Source organism: Arsenophonus sp. PmNCSU2021_1 (assembly GCF_036919435.1).
GTDB lineage: Bacteria > Pseudomonadota > Gammaproteobacteria > Enterobacterales > Enterobacteriaceae > Arsenophonus > Arsenophonus nilaparvatae.
Window position 1 is genome coordinate 37,495 of the sequence record NZ_JAZHPL010000001.1, and the last position, 15,416, is coordinate 52,910.

The 15,416-nt window shown below is 45.7% G+C and carries 23 protein-coding genes and 3 pseudogenes; 22 read left to right on the forward strand and 4 right to left on the reverse strand.

What is annotated here, in order from left to right; genetic code table 11:
* Position 1: 1 nt before the first annotated feature.
* The 10 genes from V3224_RS00250 to V3224_RS00295 all read left to right on the forward strand — a co-directional run bounded on the left by V3224_RS00250 (position 2) and on the right by V3224_RS00295 (position 4,004).
* The gene (locus V3224_RS00250; protein WP_334467740.1) at positions 2-304 is read left to right on the forward strand and encodes a hypothetical protein; all 303 of its coding nucleotides are present in this window, start codon (positions 2-4) and stop codon (positions 302-304) included.
* A 2-nt stretch (positions 305-306) separates the two neighbouring features.
* Positions 307-537: a hypothetical protein gene (locus V3224_RS00255; RefSeq protein WP_334467742.1), complete on the forward strand. Its 231-nt coding sequence runs from the start codon at positions 307-309 to the stop codon at positions 535-537.
* Positions 538-569: 32 nt separating this feature from the next.
* Positions 570-1,100, forward strand: coding sequence for a host-nuclease inhibitor Gam family protein (locus V3224_RS00260; protein WP_334467744.1), 531 nt, complete (start codon positions 570-572; stop codon positions 1,098-1,100).
* Positions 1,097-1,267, forward strand: coding sequence for a hypothetical protein (locus V3224_RS00265; protein WP_334467745.1), 171 nt, complete (start codon positions 1,097-1,099; stop codon positions 1,265-1,267). The genes V3224_RS00260 and V3224_RS00265 overlap by 4 nt, the downstream gene beginning before the upstream one ends.
* Complete coding sequence (locus tag V3224_RS00270) at positions 1,264-1,506, forward strand: hypothetical protein (protein ID WP_334467747.1); 243 nt, start codon at positions 1,264-1,266, stop codon at positions 1,504-1,506. The genes V3224_RS00265 and V3224_RS00270 overlap by 4 nt, the downstream gene beginning before the upstream one ends.
* Positions 1,503-2,132: a LysE family translocator gene (locus V3224_RS00275; protein WP_334467749.1), complete on the forward strand. Its 630-nt coding sequence runs from the start codon at positions 1,503-1,505 to the stop codon at positions 2,130-2,132. Before V3224_RS00270 ends, V3224_RS00275 begins: the two co-directional genes overlap by 4 nt.
* Positions 2,133-2,148: 16 nt before the next feature.
* Complete coding sequence (locus V3224_RS00280) at positions 2,149-2,328, forward strand: hypothetical protein (protein ID WP_334467751.1); 180 nt, start codon at positions 2,149-2,151, stop codon at positions 2,326-2,328.
* A gap of 137 nt (positions 2,329-2,465) precedes the next feature.
* A complete protein-coding gene (locus tag V3224_RS00285) occupies positions 2,466-2,888 on the forward strand; it encodes a gp16 family protein (protein WP_334467753.1) in 423 nt (140 codons plus the stop codon).
* Positions 2,882-3,256, forward strand: a complete 375-nt coding sequence (locus tag V3224_RS00290) for a Mor transcription activator family protein (RefSeq protein WP_334467755.1) — start codon at positions 2,882-2,884, stop codon at positions 3,254-3,256. The genes V3224_RS00285 and V3224_RS00290 overlap by 7 nt, the downstream gene beginning before the upstream one ends.
* Positions 3,257-3,362: 106 nt before the next feature.
* Positions 3,363-4,004: a hypothetical protein gene (locus V3224_RS00295; protein WP_334467757.1), complete on the forward strand. Its 642-nt coding sequence runs from the start codon at positions 3,363-3,365 to the stop codon at positions 4,002-4,004.
* A 7-nt stretch (positions 4,005-4,011) separates the two neighbouring features.
* On the opposite strand, the gene V3224_RS00300 is transcribed toward V3224_RS00295, so the two are convergent.
* From V3224_RS00300 to V3224_RS00315, 4 genes and pseudogenes are all read right to left on the reverse strand, one after another.
* Complete coding sequence (locus tag V3224_RS00300) at positions 4,012-4,167, reverse strand: hypothetical protein (RefSeq protein ID WP_334467759.1); 156 nt, start codon at positions 4,165-4,167, stop codon at positions 4,012-4,014.
* 307 nt (positions 4,168-4,474) lie between these two features.
* Positions 4,475-4,716: pseudogene (locus tag V3224_RS00305) on the reverse strand (relaxase domain-containing protein); the annotation flags it as partial.
* A 343-nt stretch (positions 4,717-5,059) separates the two neighbouring features.
* A complete protein-coding gene (locus V3224_RS00310; protein ID WP_334467761.1) occupies positions 5,060-5,188 on the reverse strand; it encodes a hypothetical protein in 129 nt (42 codons plus the stop codon).
* 18 nt (positions 5,189-5,206) lie between these two features.
* Positions 5,207-6,180 (reverse strand): annotated as a pseudogene (locus tag V3224_RS00315) (IS701 family transposase).
* Positions 6,181-6,246: 66 nt separating this feature from the next.
* Between V3224_RS00315 and V3224_RS00320 the strand changes: the two are divergent.
* The 12 genes and pseudogenes from V3224_RS00320 to traD all read left to right on the forward strand — a co-directional run bounded on the left by V3224_RS00320 (position 6,247) and on the right by traD (position 15,415).
* Positions 6,247-6,486, forward strand: coding sequence for a hypothetical protein (locus V3224_RS00320; RefSeq protein ID WP_334467764.1), 240 nt, complete (start codon positions 6,247-6,249; stop codon positions 6,484-6,486).
* The gene (locus V3224_RS00325) at positions 6,483-7,133 is read left to right on the forward strand and encodes a conjugal transfer protein TraH (RefSeq protein WP_334467765.1); all 651 of its coding nucleotides are present in this window, start codon (positions 6,483-6,485) and stop codon (positions 7,131-7,133) included. The genes V3224_RS00320 and V3224_RS00325 overlap by 4 nt, the downstream gene beginning before the upstream one ends.
* Complete coding sequence (locus V3224_RS00330; RefSeq protein WP_334467767.1) at positions 7,055-7,831, forward strand: conjugal transfer protein TraH; 777 nt, start codon at positions 7,055-7,057, stop codon at positions 7,829-7,831. The genes V3224_RS00325 and V3224_RS00330 overlap by 79 nt, the downstream gene beginning before the upstream one ends.
* Before the next feature lie 2 nt (positions 7,832-7,833).
* On the forward strand, positions 7,834-8,190 hold the full coding sequence (locus V3224_RS00335; RefSeq protein WP_334467768.1) for a conjugal transfer protein TraG N-terminal domain-containing protein: 357 nt from the start codon (positions 7,834-7,836) through the stop codon (positions 8,188-8,190).
* Between the two features lie 48 nt (positions 8,191-8,238).
* A pseudogene (locus V3224_RS00340) lies at positions 8,239-9,177 on the forward strand (IS256 family transposase); the annotation flags it as partial.
* Positions 9,178-9,186: 9 nt separating this feature from the next.
* Entirely contained in the window at positions 9,187-9,315 is a 129-nt protein-coding gene (locus V3224_RS29605; RefSeq protein ID WP_442889680.1) for a hypothetical protein, read from the forward strand.
* 78 nt (positions 9,316-9,393) lie between these two features.
* Positions 9,394-9,828 carry a conjugal transfer protein TraG N-terminal domain-containing protein gene (locus tag V3224_RS00345; RefSeq protein ID WP_334468081.1) on the forward strand — a complete coding sequence of 145 codons (435 nt, stop codon included), beginning with the start codon at positions 9,394-9,396 and terminating at the stop codon, positions 9,826-9,828.
* Entirely contained in the window at positions 9,764-11,209 is a 1,446-nt protein-coding gene (locus V3224_RS00350) for a conjugal transfer protein TraG N-terminal domain-containing protein (protein ID WP_334467770.1), read from the forward strand. Before V3224_RS00345 ends, V3224_RS00350 begins: the two co-directional genes overlap by 65 nt.
* 157 nt (positions 11,210-11,366) lie before the next feature.
* Entirely contained in the window at positions 11,367-12,008 is a 642-nt protein-coding gene (locus V3224_RS00355; RefSeq protein ID WP_334467772.1) for a hypothetical protein, read from the forward strand.
* A gap of 341 nt (positions 12,009-12,349) precedes the next feature.
* Positions 12,350-12,445, forward strand: a complete 96-nt coding sequence (locus V3224_RS29610; RefSeq protein ID WP_442889599.1) for a hypothetical protein — start codon at positions 12,350-12,352, stop codon at positions 12,443-12,445.
* Between the two features lie 93 nt (positions 12,446-12,538).
* On the forward strand, positions 12,539-13,279 hold the full coding sequence (gene traT, locus V3224_RS00360) for a complement resistance protein TraT (RefSeq protein WP_334467774.1): 741 nt from the start codon (positions 12,539-12,541) through the stop codon (positions 13,277-13,279).
* A gap of 81 nt (positions 13,280-13,360) precedes the next feature.
* Complete coding sequence (traD, locus tag V3224_RS00365; protein ID WP_334467776.1) at positions 13,361-15,415, forward strand: type IV conjugative transfer system coupling protein TraD; 2,055 nt, start codon at positions 13,361-13,363, stop codon at positions 15,413-15,415.
* Position 15,416 lies beyond the last annotated feature (1 nt).

Sequence of the window (15,416 nt, forward strand, 5' to 3'; positions counted from 1 at the left end):
TATGCTGAACCCCGCCGTGACCATTAAAAACCCGTCAGCGATGACCTACCAGGCCATCCAGCAGCAGTTCAGGCAATGCCTGTCGGTGATGGATAAACTCAGCCAGGAAGGTTTTATCGTCAGTCAGTTTACCGTTGATGGCTATAGCCGTCCGACCCTTACCCTGCTGCATGACCGACGGTGTGATGCGTTATATAAAAACGGCCATGCCGTTCGCTATGCCCTGGGTACTGACCGTCAGGGCCGCTGGGAAAAATACCAGTTCCTGCAAGATAACTGCCGAATCACCTGGGAGGTACGTTAATCATGACAACACGCCCTGTCCGTATTACCGCTCGCCAATCGGTTTATTTGGCAAAGACCGTCGATATGCCGGAACAGGACGATGAAACCTATTTGTCGATTTGCGAGAACTGCCGTGATTTTGATGAACAAGACCAGCGTCTTGGTGAAATCGCGACCCGATACAACATGAATTTATTTGAGCATATTCAACACAGTGACGCCCTGGAAGACATTATTTTCGAGCGCGTTTAATTCCCGACGTTGTTAATGAAAAGGTAAAAAAGATGGCAAAGAAAATAACGCGGCTTAAAGCCGCGGCGGGTGCCTGCACGCCGCAAACCCGTGAGCAGGTAATAAACGATATTAAAAATCTGGGCGATATCCAGCGGGAAATGACCCGACTGGAGACAGAGATTAATGATGAAATTGCGCGGTTAACCCATCAACATGCGGCTGATATTGAAGCCAGGAAAGCCCGCATCACCCTGTTGCAAAGAGGTATCCAGACCTGGTGCGAGGCCAACCGTGAGGCGCTTACCCAAAACGGCAAAACCAAAACCGCCAACCTGATAACCGGCGAGGTGTCATGGCGTAACCGCCCACCGTCCGTTTCGGTAAAAGGGGTGGATGATATCATTCAGGCGCTGGAAGAAAACGGACAGACCGACTGCATTATTCGCAAAGCACAGCTTGATAAAAATGCCCTGCTCAAAAATCAGGACACTATCCAGCGACTGAATATTCCCGGCATTACGTTTCGCAATCAGCTTGAGGATTTCATTATTACGCCCTTCGAGCAGGAGGTGACCTCATGAGCTATCAGGAAATAAAACCTCTGCGCCGCCAAATTGAAAGGCACATAAACCGCGCCATGCATCACCTGCAGGCAGACCATTCTGCCGCCGCGTATTGTGAATTTCAAAATGCCTTCGAGATATTGGCCGAACTCATCGTCGCCTTAGATAAGGAAAACACGTTATGACCATTACCTGCATCAGCTGCCATCAGGCAACGCGACGCCTGAATCCTACCCAGGCCGAGATCATCCAACAACCGGAAAGCGGCGAGTGGGGGATTGACCTGTTACTGACCTGTCCACACTGCGGACAGCGGTATAGCGCCTGGGTACTTAATTGGGATGTCGTGCCGCTAAAAGGTATCACGGCAAAGTCGCCATCAACACCACCCCATCATCAAACGCACGAGGTAAATAAACCATGAACCTTGACCTTTGGTTAGTTTTTTTAGGCGGTGCCTTGCTCAGTGCCGTATTACCCGGCGCTGGCGCTATCCTCACGCTTAACCATGCCTTCCAGCGGGGATGGTGCAAGACGCTACCGCTTATTGCCGGTCAGGCGACCGCATTAGGCTTGATGGTACCCATTGTGGCACTAGGCACGGAAGCGTTGCGCGCTTCAGCGACAGCCTGGCTGTTACTGAAAGGCATTAGCGTACTCTGGCTACTGTTTGCCGCCTACCGAACCTGGCGCGCACCAGTCATCATGGATGCTTACGATGTCGTGACATTGACCCGCTGTGCGCAACGGTTCTGCTGGGGTTTTCTGACCGATATCACCAACGCCAAAGCGCTCGCCTTCCTACTTGCCACACTACCGGTCTTTCTTAATCCGTCCCAATCGTTAGGGCCACAAATTACCCTTATGACTCTGACGATGGTAATGGTCGATGCGCTGATGATGACGCTTTACGCGCTCATTGCCGCCCGCTTGCGGCCTTATTTTCAATCGCCCGAAACCCGCAAACAACAAAACCGCCTGTTTGCCGGTTTCTTGGTGTTCATTGCGGTCAGCCTTTGTTTTATTGAACATCCGACCTTAATTCAGTGAAAGAGGATAAATTATCATGTGGATATTAATTTTAGCCCTATACGCCAGTCCCTATGCCGGTAATGCTTTTTCCACGCTGCATACACAGGCGTTTGACACGGCAACCGCCTGTCAACAGGCCGCCAAACAGTTCGCAGAAAAATTTGAAACCTTCAAGGATATGGATGCCAAGGCGATTTGCGTGAAGAAGTCATAGCGGAAAAGCGGCGTTTACTGCATTCAATTGTATAATAACGATATTCATTTTATAATCCTTCAAAACCCGAAGGATTATTTTTTTATTCATGGCATAAGGAATCCTGACCCCGACCACAACGATAAAGGACGCCTCCGATGACCCGACAAAAATACCTGCAGTTAATCCATATTGCCGCCCACCACCTCAAACTGGATGACACGACTTACCGCCAGATGCTGCACAGGCTAACGAGGAAAACATCAGCAAAAGCCCTGAATATCGGTCAACTGGCGCAAGTGTTAAACGCCCTAAAAGCCAAAGGTTTTCGTATCCAGCCGACTCAACCCACGACGAAAAAGCAGACCGACCGTCCGCAAATCCAGAAAATGCAGGCCCTGTGGCAGGCAATGGCCGATGAGGGCATTGTCCGGGATGCGTCAGCAACAGCCCTGGCCCACTTTGTTAAACGGGAAACCGGCGGTGATTCGCCTTACTGGCTAGATAGCCAACAGGCCAGCCAGGTTATCGAGAAACTCAAGCAGTGGCAAAAACGCGTGGCAAGGACAACCTCATGCTAGAGCATACCTTTCGCAGTAAAGGGCCGGAGTTACTGGTTGAGCTGGCCGACCACACGGCGCAGATCGTCAGACAGATTATCGATGTTGACCCCGCTGTTGCCAGCCAGATAGGCGATGCCGTCGCCAGTCAAATGATGGCGGTATGGGGCGGGCAAAATGTCTATTTCCCGATGGGGCTGATGTGGAAAATAAACCAGCGCGACCGGGAGATATTTGCCGACTTCAATGGCCATAACCACCGCGCCCTGGCACGCAAGTACGAAGTCTCGCTACAGTGGATTTATTCCGTGATAAAACGGGTTAAAAAAGAAGAAATTGCTCGCATCCAGGGCAATCTGTTTGAAGATGAAGATAAGCCGTCTCGATGACTGTTTCTCGTTTCACATAGTGAAACGTCGGAGAGAAAAATATAACCTATACACCAGATAGTGAGCATTGGTTTAATGCTAACCAAACAATAGAAGGATATTTCATATGCTCGATTCATCACTGCTAAATCTGCCCTGGGCAACATTGGTGACGCTGGCTTCTGGCTATGTTGGATACTTTATTGCCAATGTTGGTCTGAAAGAGCACCACAAAACCGTTGACATAACGTTTTCGACATTAGTTTTTGGTCTTATATCTGCAACCGCTTATGAATCCGTCGCCGTATATGCGGTTTACTGGTCAACCCTTGTAGCGCTGGTTACCGCAATAATAACAGGAGCCGTATGGCGTAAATACGGGCGTAGATGGATGTACAAGCTCATGCGCGCCTTAAACATCTCATGGTCTGATGGCACCCATTCCGCGTGGCAGCAGCTGTTCGGACAGATTGAGTACCGAGCCACTGAAGTGTTTGTTATTCTCAAGGATGGCAGCGGGTTATTATCGCGGCCTCTGGCTCGTTTTGAAGGGCTCCCTAATGGGCCTTTTGCGCTGGGCAATACGGGAGACGTCATTCTTTATGTAACACACCATAGCGCACCAGATAGTGATGAATGGCGCGAGTTTGCTGGTGTGATCGATGACTCCTGGGGGGCGCTGGCGACCTACATTCCTGCAGAGCAAATAGCTAGGGTGGAAATTAGGAGGAACAAGATTAAAACTGCATCCACGCCTCCTAAGGTTTAGCTATCACTCATTTTTTAGGACGGATACCAGGCGGGTTATTTGACTGTTGCGATGGGGTGGGTTTATTCTCCTTGCTGGCATCTTTTTCAAACGTGACTACTCGGTCATTTTTGGGATTCTCTGTAAAGTCGGAACTATCATGATTGTTGTTCTTGGTCGTCATGGAAACTTCCTCTAAATGAAATCAATCGTAGTAGATTCGATTCTATACTCAACATACTTCAAGATGCAGGCGACTATTCAGCAAAAAGCACGGGTAGTAAGGCCGTTAAGCTTCCTTTCCCTGCATCTTGAAGTTTATTGAGTATAGTTCAGTAAAGAGGATGGTTTCAATTAATGGGTTTTAAAACATGATTTCTGTTTCACTATGTGCAACTTAATCCCTCTGACTTGTCCCAGATAGATCCAGTTTGTCCCAGGTAGATCCACATTTATCGCACGTTTCCCGTTTAAATATCTCACGTCCTATCATCATAGCCTGGTCGATGCTGATTTTTTCCGTCTTTATGAAAGGTTAACTCGGTTCCATCAGGCAGCTTGCCTTCGAGTAATTCACGGAAGGTATTTTTATCAAACTCTCCTTTTAACCCCAGTATTTCTGCCCCCTTGCCAAAGTAACGCTCTTCCATACTCTCTAACACATAATAGTTATCTTTCTGGGTATAGTGTCTCCGGCACTTTGGGCAGATTTAATCCGATTGAATGATATCATTACAGTTCAAGCCTTCGGTCTTTTTTCGGTTTAGGTTTATTAAGGTTAACTTCTTCTTGACGATGCTGTTGTTGATGGCTATTTATCTTGCCATCCCCTCGTGATTTTGCGGTTTTTTCATCAGGCGGTTCGAGGGTTTCCGATGATTCAGGATGTTGAATGTTTGTTTTTGGTGTTTGTTCTTTTTGTTCACGAGTTTCGCACAGGCATATAAAATTCTAGAAATGGCTTAAAAGCAATGATCAATCTGCAAGTTACTAAAACACATGAATTTTCTTAAATTACAATAAGTTGTATTTGATTTATAAGGTTTTATCTATTTATATATTATGCTGAATTAAACTTAAAAATAGAGCGTTTTTTTATTGGTGCGAAACTCGTGTTGTTGTGTCATACCCGCCGTCTCTGTTGCTGTCGTTTGAGTATCTTCCTGATTATTTCCGCTTATCGCAGGGATAAAAAGTTTATCCATCACGAGTTTCGCACAAAACTAATTTGGGTACGCTAATAAAACACGGATTTGCTCAGTAATAGCACTTTTGATTACGTCCCAATTTTGTTGATAAAGGGTTATTTTTTCAGATATACGACGTTTATGTTGTTCAAACCACGCAGAAATAGCGAGAAAATATGATTTCTTTGCGCTCGGCTCGTGCGAGCCTGACAGCGTTCAATACCACAGTTTTGTTTAACTTCTCGATGATAAACTTCAACAGACCAACGGGCATCCATGATAGATTTGAGGTATTGACGGGTGGGATTCTCTTTGTTTGTTACTATGTAATCAATACGGCCGTTTTTGGCTGTAAATTTGAAAACGGTTACCCAACCATATCCTCGCAAGTGTATTGACGTTCCTTCTTCTGAGATGTCTAACTTGTTCAGTTGTTTGTTATGGTTAACAATCCTATTTTTCCTCAGCGTGGTTACCCAGATCCAACCATGAGAGCGAATTGATTTCAGGTTATCCAGGCTAGAATACCAAGCATCCATCACTACGGCTTCTGGCATGATCCCTCTTTTTTTAGCAAGAGTGAGCATTTCGGAAAAGTGCGTGTTTTTTGTTTTTCCATCAGAATCTTTATCATAAATACGATAATTGATAGGAATTGATTCAACCTTCGTCAGATCATGCCAAAGCAAATTAACTAAACCTATGCCAGCAATAACCTCATGTTCATTACCTGAATATTGATAATGGACCATCTCTATTTTTTTACTACGTGTTTTGGCAATCAATGTATCATCGGCAATTAGTACGCAAGGGCTTTTTTTGTCTATAGAAGGTTCAACTAATCGCCATAGGTCTTTAGGTCTAAAACATCTACTTTTTAGCCATCGGCTAACAGTGTCATGAGATAAAGGCGATGGGCTTACTTCTGATAACGCTAAACCAGAGTATCTTAAACTGCTTACTTGTAAGAATGTTTTATAGATATCTTTAATACATGGATAACCCGACAAAATATGAACACCCTGATTTTTTCTTGTTTTTAAATTTATACTTCTTTTTTGGAGATTGAGAAACTCGTGGTCTACAGTTTTGACGGATTCGGTGATAGTACCTTTAGCAACGTATTACCGGTAACCCCTGATGTGATTGGGGAGTTTTTCCCTGAATTACCGCAGGTGACGCCAACAGATTTTATTGTTAACACCCAAACCCTGGTCGCTATTCCCGTTTCGCAAGGCATGCTGAGCGCAACGGCGTTGGTTAATCGGCTGGAACAATCTTTTTTGCTTGCTGAAAAACTGGGGGTATTGCAATGAAAAAACGGGACTCGTTAATTGCGCTGACGCTTTTTTGTGCTACCGCCCAGGCCGGTATCAATGAAGATTTAAACAAGTTTTTCCAGGAGCTCAATAGCGGCAGTGGCGCAAATGTCACGCAAGCAGCCGCGTGGCAAGGACAGGCAGCGGGTTATCTCACCGGTGGGTCGCTATTTCTGCGCAATCCCGTCAGGCAAATCCAGCTTATCTCGGTGACGTTACCCGAAGTGAAATCCGGTTGTGGCGGCATTGATGCCTATCTGGGGTCATTTAGCTTTATTAACTCCGACCAAATAAAAGTGATGGCCAAACAGATTTTAAGTAATGCCGCCGGTTATGCGTTTGATTTGGCATTGGAAACCGCACTGCCGCAAGTGAAAGCCGTCAAGGATTATCTGCAAAAGCTCGCCTCGGACATTAACAACATGAACATTTCTACCTGTCAGGCGGCACAAGGGATTGTCGGCGGGCTATGGCCAAAATCACAAGCAGCGAGCCAGCATGTCTGTCAGGACATCGCGGGTAACCACAGCGTGCCGATTGGGCAGCGTCCCGTCAGGGCTGTGGCGTGGGTAATGAAACCAATAAAGTATTCAACCATGCTAATGACGAAGAGAAAAAGCGCATACCGCGCAACCGTAATTTAACTTGGAGTGTGTTTGAAAAGATTAATCAGTTTATAAGTTCAGACAGGGAATTAAAGGAACTCATGATGTCGCTGGTCGGCACCGTGATTTATGGCAATCAAGGAGAATTGTCGATTTTACCAGGGCTAGGTGACAGTGTCATGGACGCAATTTTAAAAGGTGGCACAACGGAGGTTTATCGTTGTGACAATGTCACACAATGCCTAAAGCCAACGAAGAGCAAAATCACAGTCACCGCCAGCCATGGCATGATAGCACAAATCCAAAAGTTATTGTCAAGCCTGTTTAAAAAAACGACCACCGATGCAGCACTTACCGATAAGGAAACAGCATTGATTGGCAGTACCCGCGTCCAAATCCTGCGCTACGTGATTGACAGTGCCTCATTAAGCCTCGATGAATCAATGGTGACGTCGCTGGCTGAGTACATCGCCAGCGATATGGTGGTGAGCTATATCGATGGCTTGATTGATTTGGTGGAAGTAGCAGGCGCAGGGAGTCTGAATACCGAAGAAGAAAACAAACAGTTTCAAAACAGCCTTAAAACCGTGCGCGAGAAAATGGCGCAGCGCTTAACCAAAATGCAGATTAATCAAACTCATCTGCTGGAGCTTGAGCGCAATTTGCACTATTTGCGCCAGCAACTCTCATCAGGTTTGTCTGACCGATTGATGAGCTACTATCAGTTTGGAGGGTAAAGATGGTGTTAGATACCTGGTTTATTAGTGGTGGTGACATGGTGACCCAAACCTTAAATGCGGTGGCGGCGATGGTCAATCACCGCACCTGGGGTGGGTTGCTTTATCTAGCGGAAACCTTGGGTATTTTAACGTGCGTCATGACGTACGTAAAAACCCATGACCTAAAAGGGCTTTTTGCCTGGGGGTTTACCTTTGTTTGTGTCACGGCACTCCTGCTCACACCCAAAGTCACCGTGGTGGTTAACGACCTGACGAGGCCAGATAAAATCAATCGGGTGGATAATGTGCCGGTAGGATTGGCCGCCCCACTTTGGTTACTGACCGGTATCGGCGAACCTGTACATAAATTTGTGTAATTGCCTGATTTTGATATGTTCAATCCAGCATCAAATGAAGGTTAATTTATGGACGAAAAACAATTGCAGGCTCTGGCTAATAAATTGGCCAAAAATCTCAAAACCCCTGACGATCTCAGCCAGTTCGATCGTCTGCTGAAGAAAATCAGCGTTGAGGCGGCTTTCAACGCCGAAATGTCCCACCATCTGGGCTACGATAAAAATCAGCCCAAACCGGGTGCCAACTCCCGCAACGGCTATTCCACAAAGACAGTTACCACCGGCGATGGTCCTCTGGAACTACGCACTCCGCGCGATCGTGACGGTTCTTTCGAACCGCAACTGGTGAAGAAAAACCAGACCCGGATCACCGGGATGGATAACCAGATTTTATCGTTGTACGCCAAAGGGATGACCACCCGCGAGATAGCGGCTGCGTTCAAAGAACTGTATGACGCGGATGTCTCACCGACGCTGGTCTCGAAGGTCACCGATTCCGTGATGGAGCAGGTTACCGAATGGCAAAATCGCCCACTGGATGCAGTCTATCCTATTGTTTATCTTGACTGTATCGTCCTGAAGGTCCGGCAGGACAGTCGCGTCATCAATAAATCCGTGTTTCTGGCCCTGGGTATCAACATCGAAGGTCAGAAAGAACTGTTGGGATGTGGCTGGCCGAAAACGAGGGCGCGAAGTTCTGGCTCAGTGTGCTGACAGAACTAAAAAACCGTGGTCTGAACGATATCCTCATCGCCTGTGTCGACGGTCTGAAAGGCTTTCCGGACGCCATCAACAGAAGCAGGCCAGCAGGCGCTGGAAGCGTTCGCCAGCGCATGGGACAGCCGCTACCCGCAGATAAGCCGGAGCTGGCAGACAAACTGGGCCAACCTGGCGACGTTCTTCGCTTACCCGGCAGACATCCGCAAGGTGATCTACACAACGAATGCCATAGAGTCGCTGAACAGCGTGATCCGGCATGCCATCAAAAAGCGTAAGGTGTTCCCGACGGATGACGCAGTGAAAAAGGTGGTGTGGCTGGCAATCCAGGCGGCGTCACAGAAATGGACAATGCCGCTGAGGGACTCGCGTATGGCGATGAGCCGCTTTATTATCGAGTTCGGTGACCGCCTGGACGGTCACTACTGAGAAAAGGCATTTACACAGAATCGTGTACAGGGTCGTATCGGTCATTCGGTAGCGACATTTTATGATGATTTTTTCCATCTGCCAGACAGTGTTGCGTATAGCAAAACCGGCTTAATGTTTGGCCAAAAGCTGATGCAGGAATCCCTAACCTTTCACAGCCACAGTCCTGAGATTAACGCCAATTTCAGCGAATACGTCAAAAACTGTATTATCCCTGATATTCAGCTAAACCACAAATACAGCTTAAGTCAGCTACTCAATACCCGCGATATTTATAGTCTGATTTTCTCAAAACCGAGTCCCTTAAGAGGGATTTATTATCAGGGGTGGGAGGCTGAAAACACCGAGGGGGCACGCAGTCAGTTTATGACCTGTCAGCAAGCGACGGTGAAACTTAAATCGCTGCTTAATCTGGATACCACCGGAACCGGCAGCACATTAATGTTTTATGCACGAAAGCTCTTTCCAGGCCGACGATGCATCGGTGGTGTTACCGCATATGCTCGAAGGTAGCTACAACTACTTTATGAAAGCAAGCCAATCTGCCGCCGATATTTTAAAACAGAACATCATGATAGCAGGGTTAAGAAAAGGCTTTAACGCCTATGCGGCAGCGATGAATGACCCCGCAGGGTTAAATCTCATTACCACCGAGCAGTCGCTAGCCAAAATGTGCTTGTCCCATCAGGCCAGTTATCATCTGGCGAGTGAAATGTTACCGCAACTCAATACCGTGCTGATGCTGTTATGCATTTCGCTCTTTCCGATTATGGCATTAGTGCTTTTTGTGCGAGAAATAACGTACAAAGTCATCATTAATTATCTGAACATCATGGGCAGCCTCATGTTGTGGCCAGTGATGTTTGCTATCTTTAATCACATTTATAATTTTATGATGGCCACCACCTTAAGTGGCGAGAGTGTCACCTTCTCGAATCTGGATAGACTGACCCAAACCGGCAGTACTACCGCAGGGATTGCCGGCTGGATGATGTCGATTCCGTTTTTAAGTTTTAAACTCTTCACTTCCCTCGGACAACAGATTGCCAGTGCCGGCTCCTATCTGGGTAATGCCCTGGCAGGGGCAACCACTGCGGATGCTTCAGTGGTGGCAAGTGGCAATTACAACATGGCTAATATGCAGGTGGAAAACATCAACGGCTTTAAGACCGATTTAAACCGCAGTTACAAGGCGGGGCTTTCCAGCCAGCAAATCGATAACGGGGCGATGATTAGCGCCACTCAAAGTGGTCAGCATATTGTCGATACCACACAAGCTATCTCGAAATTGCCGTTTAGTCTGGACACCAGTTCGATGCTCGATACCAGCTTTAGCAAAGCGTTAAGCAGCCAACACCGCGAGACCGAAAGCTATCATCAGGGATTAAAAAGTGCGATTTCGGACACCTACAATATCTCAACCGCGTTAAGTAACCAGTTTAACAAGCAAGGGTCATTTGAAAGCGGGTTAACCGGAGAGCAGCGTCAGGCGATTGAGGATATTCAGCGACAATCACAACAGGCAAAATCTTCTCTTTCATCAAATAACAGTACATCAAGAGAAGATACAACTTCCACGGATAGCATAGATAATGTTTCTTTGGGTATATCAGGCAGTCTTAGTGGTAGTAAAGGTGCTTTATCAGTGAAAGGAGAAGCCTCTTATAGGCATACATGGACAGACAAGAACACAGACTCTGCGTCAAAAAGTAATAAAACATCAGAAGATTTGCAGGTAGCGAGAGATTTTTCAGCCAGTCAATCCGCATCGGTCATAAAAAATATGACCGATAATGATGTTAGCCGGATTTCCAACGCGGAAACCAGATCTTTAGTCAGAGATCTACGAGCTCTCTGCAAAACACGAGTTTCGCACAGGCATATAAAGTTCTAGAAATGGCTTAAAAGCAATGGTTAATCTGTAAGTTACTAAAACACATAAATTTTATTAAATTACAATAATTTGTATTTAATTTATAAGGTTTTGTCTATTTATATATCATGCTGAATCAAACTTAAAAATAGCGCGTTTTTTTATTGGTGCGAAACTCGTGCAAAATACCAGCGAAAACTTCGCCGGATTTACCGCCAGTCAAACCAAAGAGCAAAGTATCTCGGAGCAAGCAAACTTAAGCGAAACAGAACGTTTAAGTGCTTCCCATCGCCTGGAGCAGGAATTTACCCAGTTTGCTTATTCGCGTTTAGGCGAAGCCGAGGCAAGTCATGTAACGGATGCAGGGTCACCCACGGTCAGAGCACAGCGTGAAGCGCTGGTGAGTGAATTTAGCGATCGGATTGCAGAAGATATCCGCCATAATCACTTTGCCAATCAAACGGTAGTCGCCAGTCATTATCAAGGTATTCAGGTACCGCATGATGCCAGTCAATATGATCCAGCCGGTTTTAATAAAAATGCGGGGCAATTGGAAAAAATGGCAAATAAAGGCCAAATTCGACAACATCAGGCAATCATTAACCCTGAAACCGGTGAAAGCAATAAAGTCAGTCTACTTGAATCTGCAGAAGCCAATACCGGCGAATATGCAAAAGCAATACGGGCAGAGAAAACCGATTTTGGGCACAACGTCAAACCCACTCAGGATAGAATAATCGCCAATGAAAAGGCGATAAATAAGGAAAAATCGGCTAATATTATTAGCATTGAATTTGATAAAAAAAACAGCCATAACTAATAAAATAAAACAGAAGGTAATAGATAAAACATAGAGCTCATCGGTCACCGAATCAGTACTCTGTGGTGTTATATTTAGGTGTTCTTTTAAGAATATCAGCATTATTCCAAAACAAAATATTCCAACCACCCCCTTTTTTATTACTTTGTTATAGGTTTTCCAGTTTTTTGCAGTAAAACAAAGAAAACCACAAACTGTTATGATTGACATACTAATCATAGAAAAGGTCTGTTTAAAGAAAAACAAACATAATGATTCAAGCGTTACTATCATGATGATAAAGGTTAAAAATTTCATTTGCCCCCCTTCTCTTCATATCTATTAATAACTCACACAATATATTGAATGAAGACCTAGATTATAACCCCGCTACAGGACTTCCTATGTGTGGTGGTCTTGATGCAGGTGGTAATCCCTATGGCGCAAGCGATGATTAATCGCTTTATCTAAAAACTAAATAATTTTACTTCACTTGTTCAATTTAATGTTCAAGTGATTTCTTATACCTTAATTCAAGGAGTTTTTAAAAAATGGCACACCCTTTTAAGCGTTTATTGTTAGTTAGTTTAATATCGACATCTGTGGCTATAACAGGCTGTAGTGCGGTCAGCACAACAGTAAAAAAACGCAATCTCGAAGTAAAAACCCAAATGAGTGAAACCATCTGGTTAGACCCCGCTTCCCAGAAAACCGTTTACTTGCAAATTAAAAACACCTCCGATAAAGATATGTCGGATTTAGCGAGCTTGATTAGAAAAGCGGTGGAAGCGAAAGGCTATACCGTGGTGAATAACCCCAACGCCGCCTATTACTGGATACAGGCCAATGTGTTAAAAGCCGATAAGATGGACTTAAGAGATGCCCAACGCTTTTTATCGCAAGGTTATGAAGGCGCTGCCCTTGGCGCAGCAGTGGGCGCAAGTGCCATGGCTTATAACGTCGATTCCACCGGCGGCGCATTAGGTGTTGGATTAGCCGCAGGGCTGGTTGGCGCCGCGGTCGATGCGATGGTGGAAGATGTAAATTACACCATGATTACCGACTTGCAAATTAGCGCATTAAGCAACGGCACCAAGGTGACGGTAAATGATACCGCACGCTTAAAACAGGGCACTTCTGGCGCAAAACTTCAGACCAGTACCGAAACCACCAACCGTCATAAATACCAGACGCGCATTGTGTCCAATGCCAACAAGGTCAATCTGAAATTTGAAGAAGCGAAACCGGAACTGGAAAACCAGTTAGCCAAAAGCATCGCTAATATTCTTTAATTTCTCACAAAATAAAGCCCAGTTAACATCACGCTTTTTCGATAACGAATTGGGCTTCCTCTCGTAAAGGAATGTTTGATTATGAGTCTTGATGCCAGAAACATGACCCAGGGTGGTCAGGTGATTAAATACATGGTGGCCATGTTTATGCAGATTGCCAATATCGTGGCGTTCTGGGTAATTCTGGTCACTATTCTTGTCTTTTTTGCCACCATTGCCTTTCAAATCCCGTTTGAGAAGATGATACACGGATTAGCGTACTGGGCAATGGATACCCTGGTGATACCGCTACAGGAAGCCATTGGCACTAGCGAAGGGGGCACTTTTACCTTCCATTGGTTAAATCCCCGAACCGGTCAGGTGGTTGAATTTGAAAAAACCGCCCGCGAGGTACGTCTCGACAGGTATTTTATTCATTGCTATGTGTTATTGAAAGACACGGCTTTTTGGGCGTGGGGTGTTTCCTCCTTTACCTTTGTTGGCCTGATTGTGGCGGTGTTCTGGTGGTTAGGTAAAAAAGGGGCGCAGCAGCGAAAAAATGAGATTATCGGCGGTCGCTATCTGGCCAGTTCGGTAAAAGAGATTAATCGCTTTTTAAAAGCCAACGGTAAACTCTCATCGCTTAAAATTGGGGATTTGCACCTGGTTGAAAACAGTGAACAACAAAATGTTGGACTGCATGGCACGGTGGGAACAGGAAAAAGCACCGTCATAAATGACCTGTTGAGTCAGGTAAGACAACAGGGGAAAGGAGCCATTATCTACGATAAAGGTAATAAATTTATCCCGCTTTTTTATCGCGAAGGCAAGGACATTATCTTAAACCCAATGGATGCACGTTGCCCGAACTGGGATTTATGGCGTGAATGTCAAGACCGCGCCGATTTTGAAACCTTTGCACTGCCCTTATTCCCCGATGCCAAAAGTGGTGACCCGTTTTGGCTCATGTCTGCTCGCCTGTTGTTTGTTGCGACCGCAGAGCATATGCGCTCACATCCTGACCGTTCAATTAAAAAACTATTGCAACGGTTATTGTCGATTTCGCTCCCTGAGTTACATGATTTTGTACAGGGCACCGATGCGGCCAATCTGGTCGATGGCAGTATTGAAAAAACGGCCATGACCATCCGTACCGTGTTAAGTGCTTATGTCAAAGCCTTACGCTACTGTCAGGGATTGGAAAAAGAAGGTAAGCCGCCTTTTTCCATTCGGGAGTGGGTACAAAATGCCGATGAAGATGCGTGGGTTTTTATCTCCAGCGATGGTCGCTTACATACTGCCTTAAAGCCGTTAATCAGTACCTGGCTCAATCTCACCATGCAATCGGTACTGGCGTTAACACCAAGCAGGGAAAGTCGTATCTGGACAGTGTTAGATGAGTTACCCAGTCTTCATAAGCTACCCGTTATTAGCGATTATCTCTCCGAAGCCCGTAAATTTGGCGGGGCGACCCTCATCGGCATTCAAAACTTCTCGCAACTGGAAGCAAACTATGGCGCTCATGACGCCCGCAATATCTGGGATTTGGCGAATACCACCTTGTATTTCCGTGCCCCCAGTGGCAGTGTCGCCGAATGGGTACAAAAAGAACTGTGGGAAACCCGTTTACTGAAATTCCGTGACCAGTATAGCTATGGGGTCGATACCATCCGTGATGGCGTAAACTTCTCGAAAGAAGATACCCGCGAAAAAATTGTCAGTTTTTCCGATATTCAGAATCTGGATGATTTAGAATGTTTTGTCTCGCTCCGAGGGAATGTGCCGATTGTCAAACTCACGCTGGAGCACAGGCAATATGAAACGATTGCCGCAGGGAAAATTGAGCGTGATGTCTCCACCATTTTTTATAATCAGATTGAGCAGGAACTGGAAAAGACGGGGATTGAAAATAAAGTGGATAAATTGGTCACCGGTCGGCGCACGCAATCAGACCAAAACAATCAAAACCAGACCAACAACCCACAGACGATGGAAATAACACACCCTGAACCCACGCATTATATTGAGACCGTTAACTATGGTGGTGTTAAGGCGACTGAACCCGTTTCTATTGTTAAAAGTAATGATGTTATTGAAAACGGACAAGAGACCAATATCAACTTAAGAAAAAACCAAACCACCGAGAAGGAGATTTAGC

Bases quoted from the DNA above. Each gene is read 5' to 3' on its own strand.
- V3224_RS00255 (WP_334467742.1), top strand. From the start codon at position 307: ATGACAACACGCCCTGTCCGTATTACCGCTCGCCAATCGGTTTATTTG.
- V3224_RS00280 (WP_334467751.1), top strand. From the start codon at position 2,149: ATGTGGATATTAATTTTAGCCCTATACGCCAGTCCCTATGCCGGTAAT.
- V3224_RS00270 (WP_334467747.1), top strand. From the start codon at position 1,264: ATGACCATTACCTGCATCAGCTGCCATCAGGCAACGCGACGCCTGAAT.
- V3224_RS00300 (WP_334467759.1), bottom strand. From the start codon at position 4,167: ATGACGACCAAGAACAACAATCATGATAGTTCCGACTTTACAGAGAAT.
- V3224_RS00290 (WP_334467755.1), top strand. From the start codon at position 2,882: ATGCTAGAGCATACCTTTCGCAGTAAAGGGCCGGAGTTACTGGTTGAG.
- V3224_RS00250 (WP_334467740.1), top strand. From the start codon at position 2: ATGCTGAACCCCGCCGTGACCATTAAAAACCCGTCAGCGATGACCTAC.
- V3224_RS00260 (WP_334467744.1), top strand. From the start codon at position 570: ATGGCAAAGAAAATAACGCGGCTTAAAGCCGCGGCGGGTGCCTGCACG.
- V3224_RS00295 (WP_334467757.1), top strand. From the start codon at position 3,363: ATGCTCGATTCATCACTGCTAAATCTGCCCTGGGCAACATTGGTGACG.
- V3224_RS00350 (WP_334467770.1), top strand. From the start codon at position 9,764: ATGCACGAAAGCTCTTTCCAGGCCGACGATGCATCGGTGGTGTTACCG.
- V3224_RS00325 (WP_334467765.1), top strand. From the start codon at position 6,483: ATGAAAAAACGGGACTCGTTAATTGCGCTGACGCTTTTTTGTGCTACC.
- V3224_RS00275 (WP_334467749.1), top strand. From the start codon at position 1,503: ATGAACCTTGACCTTTGGTTAGTTTTTTTAGGCGGTGCCTTGCTCAGT.
- V3224_RS00285 (WP_334467753.1), top strand. From the start codon at position 2,466: ATGACCCGACAAAAATACCTGCAGTTAATCCATATTGCCGCCCACCAC.
- V3224_RS00265 (WP_334467745.1), top strand. From the start codon at position 1,097: ATGAGCTATCAGGAAATAAAACCTCTGCGCCGCCAAATTGAAAGGCAC.
- V3224_RS00335 (WP_334467768.1), top strand. From the start codon at position 7,834: ATGGTGTTAGATACCTGGTTTATTAGTGGTGGTGACATGGTGACCCAA.
- V3224_RS00310 (WP_334467761.1), bottom strand. From the start codon at position 5,188: ATGGATAAACTTTTTATCCCTGCGATAAGCGGAAATAATCAGGAAGAT.
- traT (WP_334467774.1), top strand. From the start codon at position 12,539: ATGGCACACCCTTTTAAGCGTTTATTGTTAGTTAGTTTAATATCGACA.
- traD (WP_334467776.1), top strand. From the start codon at position 13,361: ATGAGTCTTGATGCCAGAAACATGACCCAGGGTGGTCAGGTGATTAAA.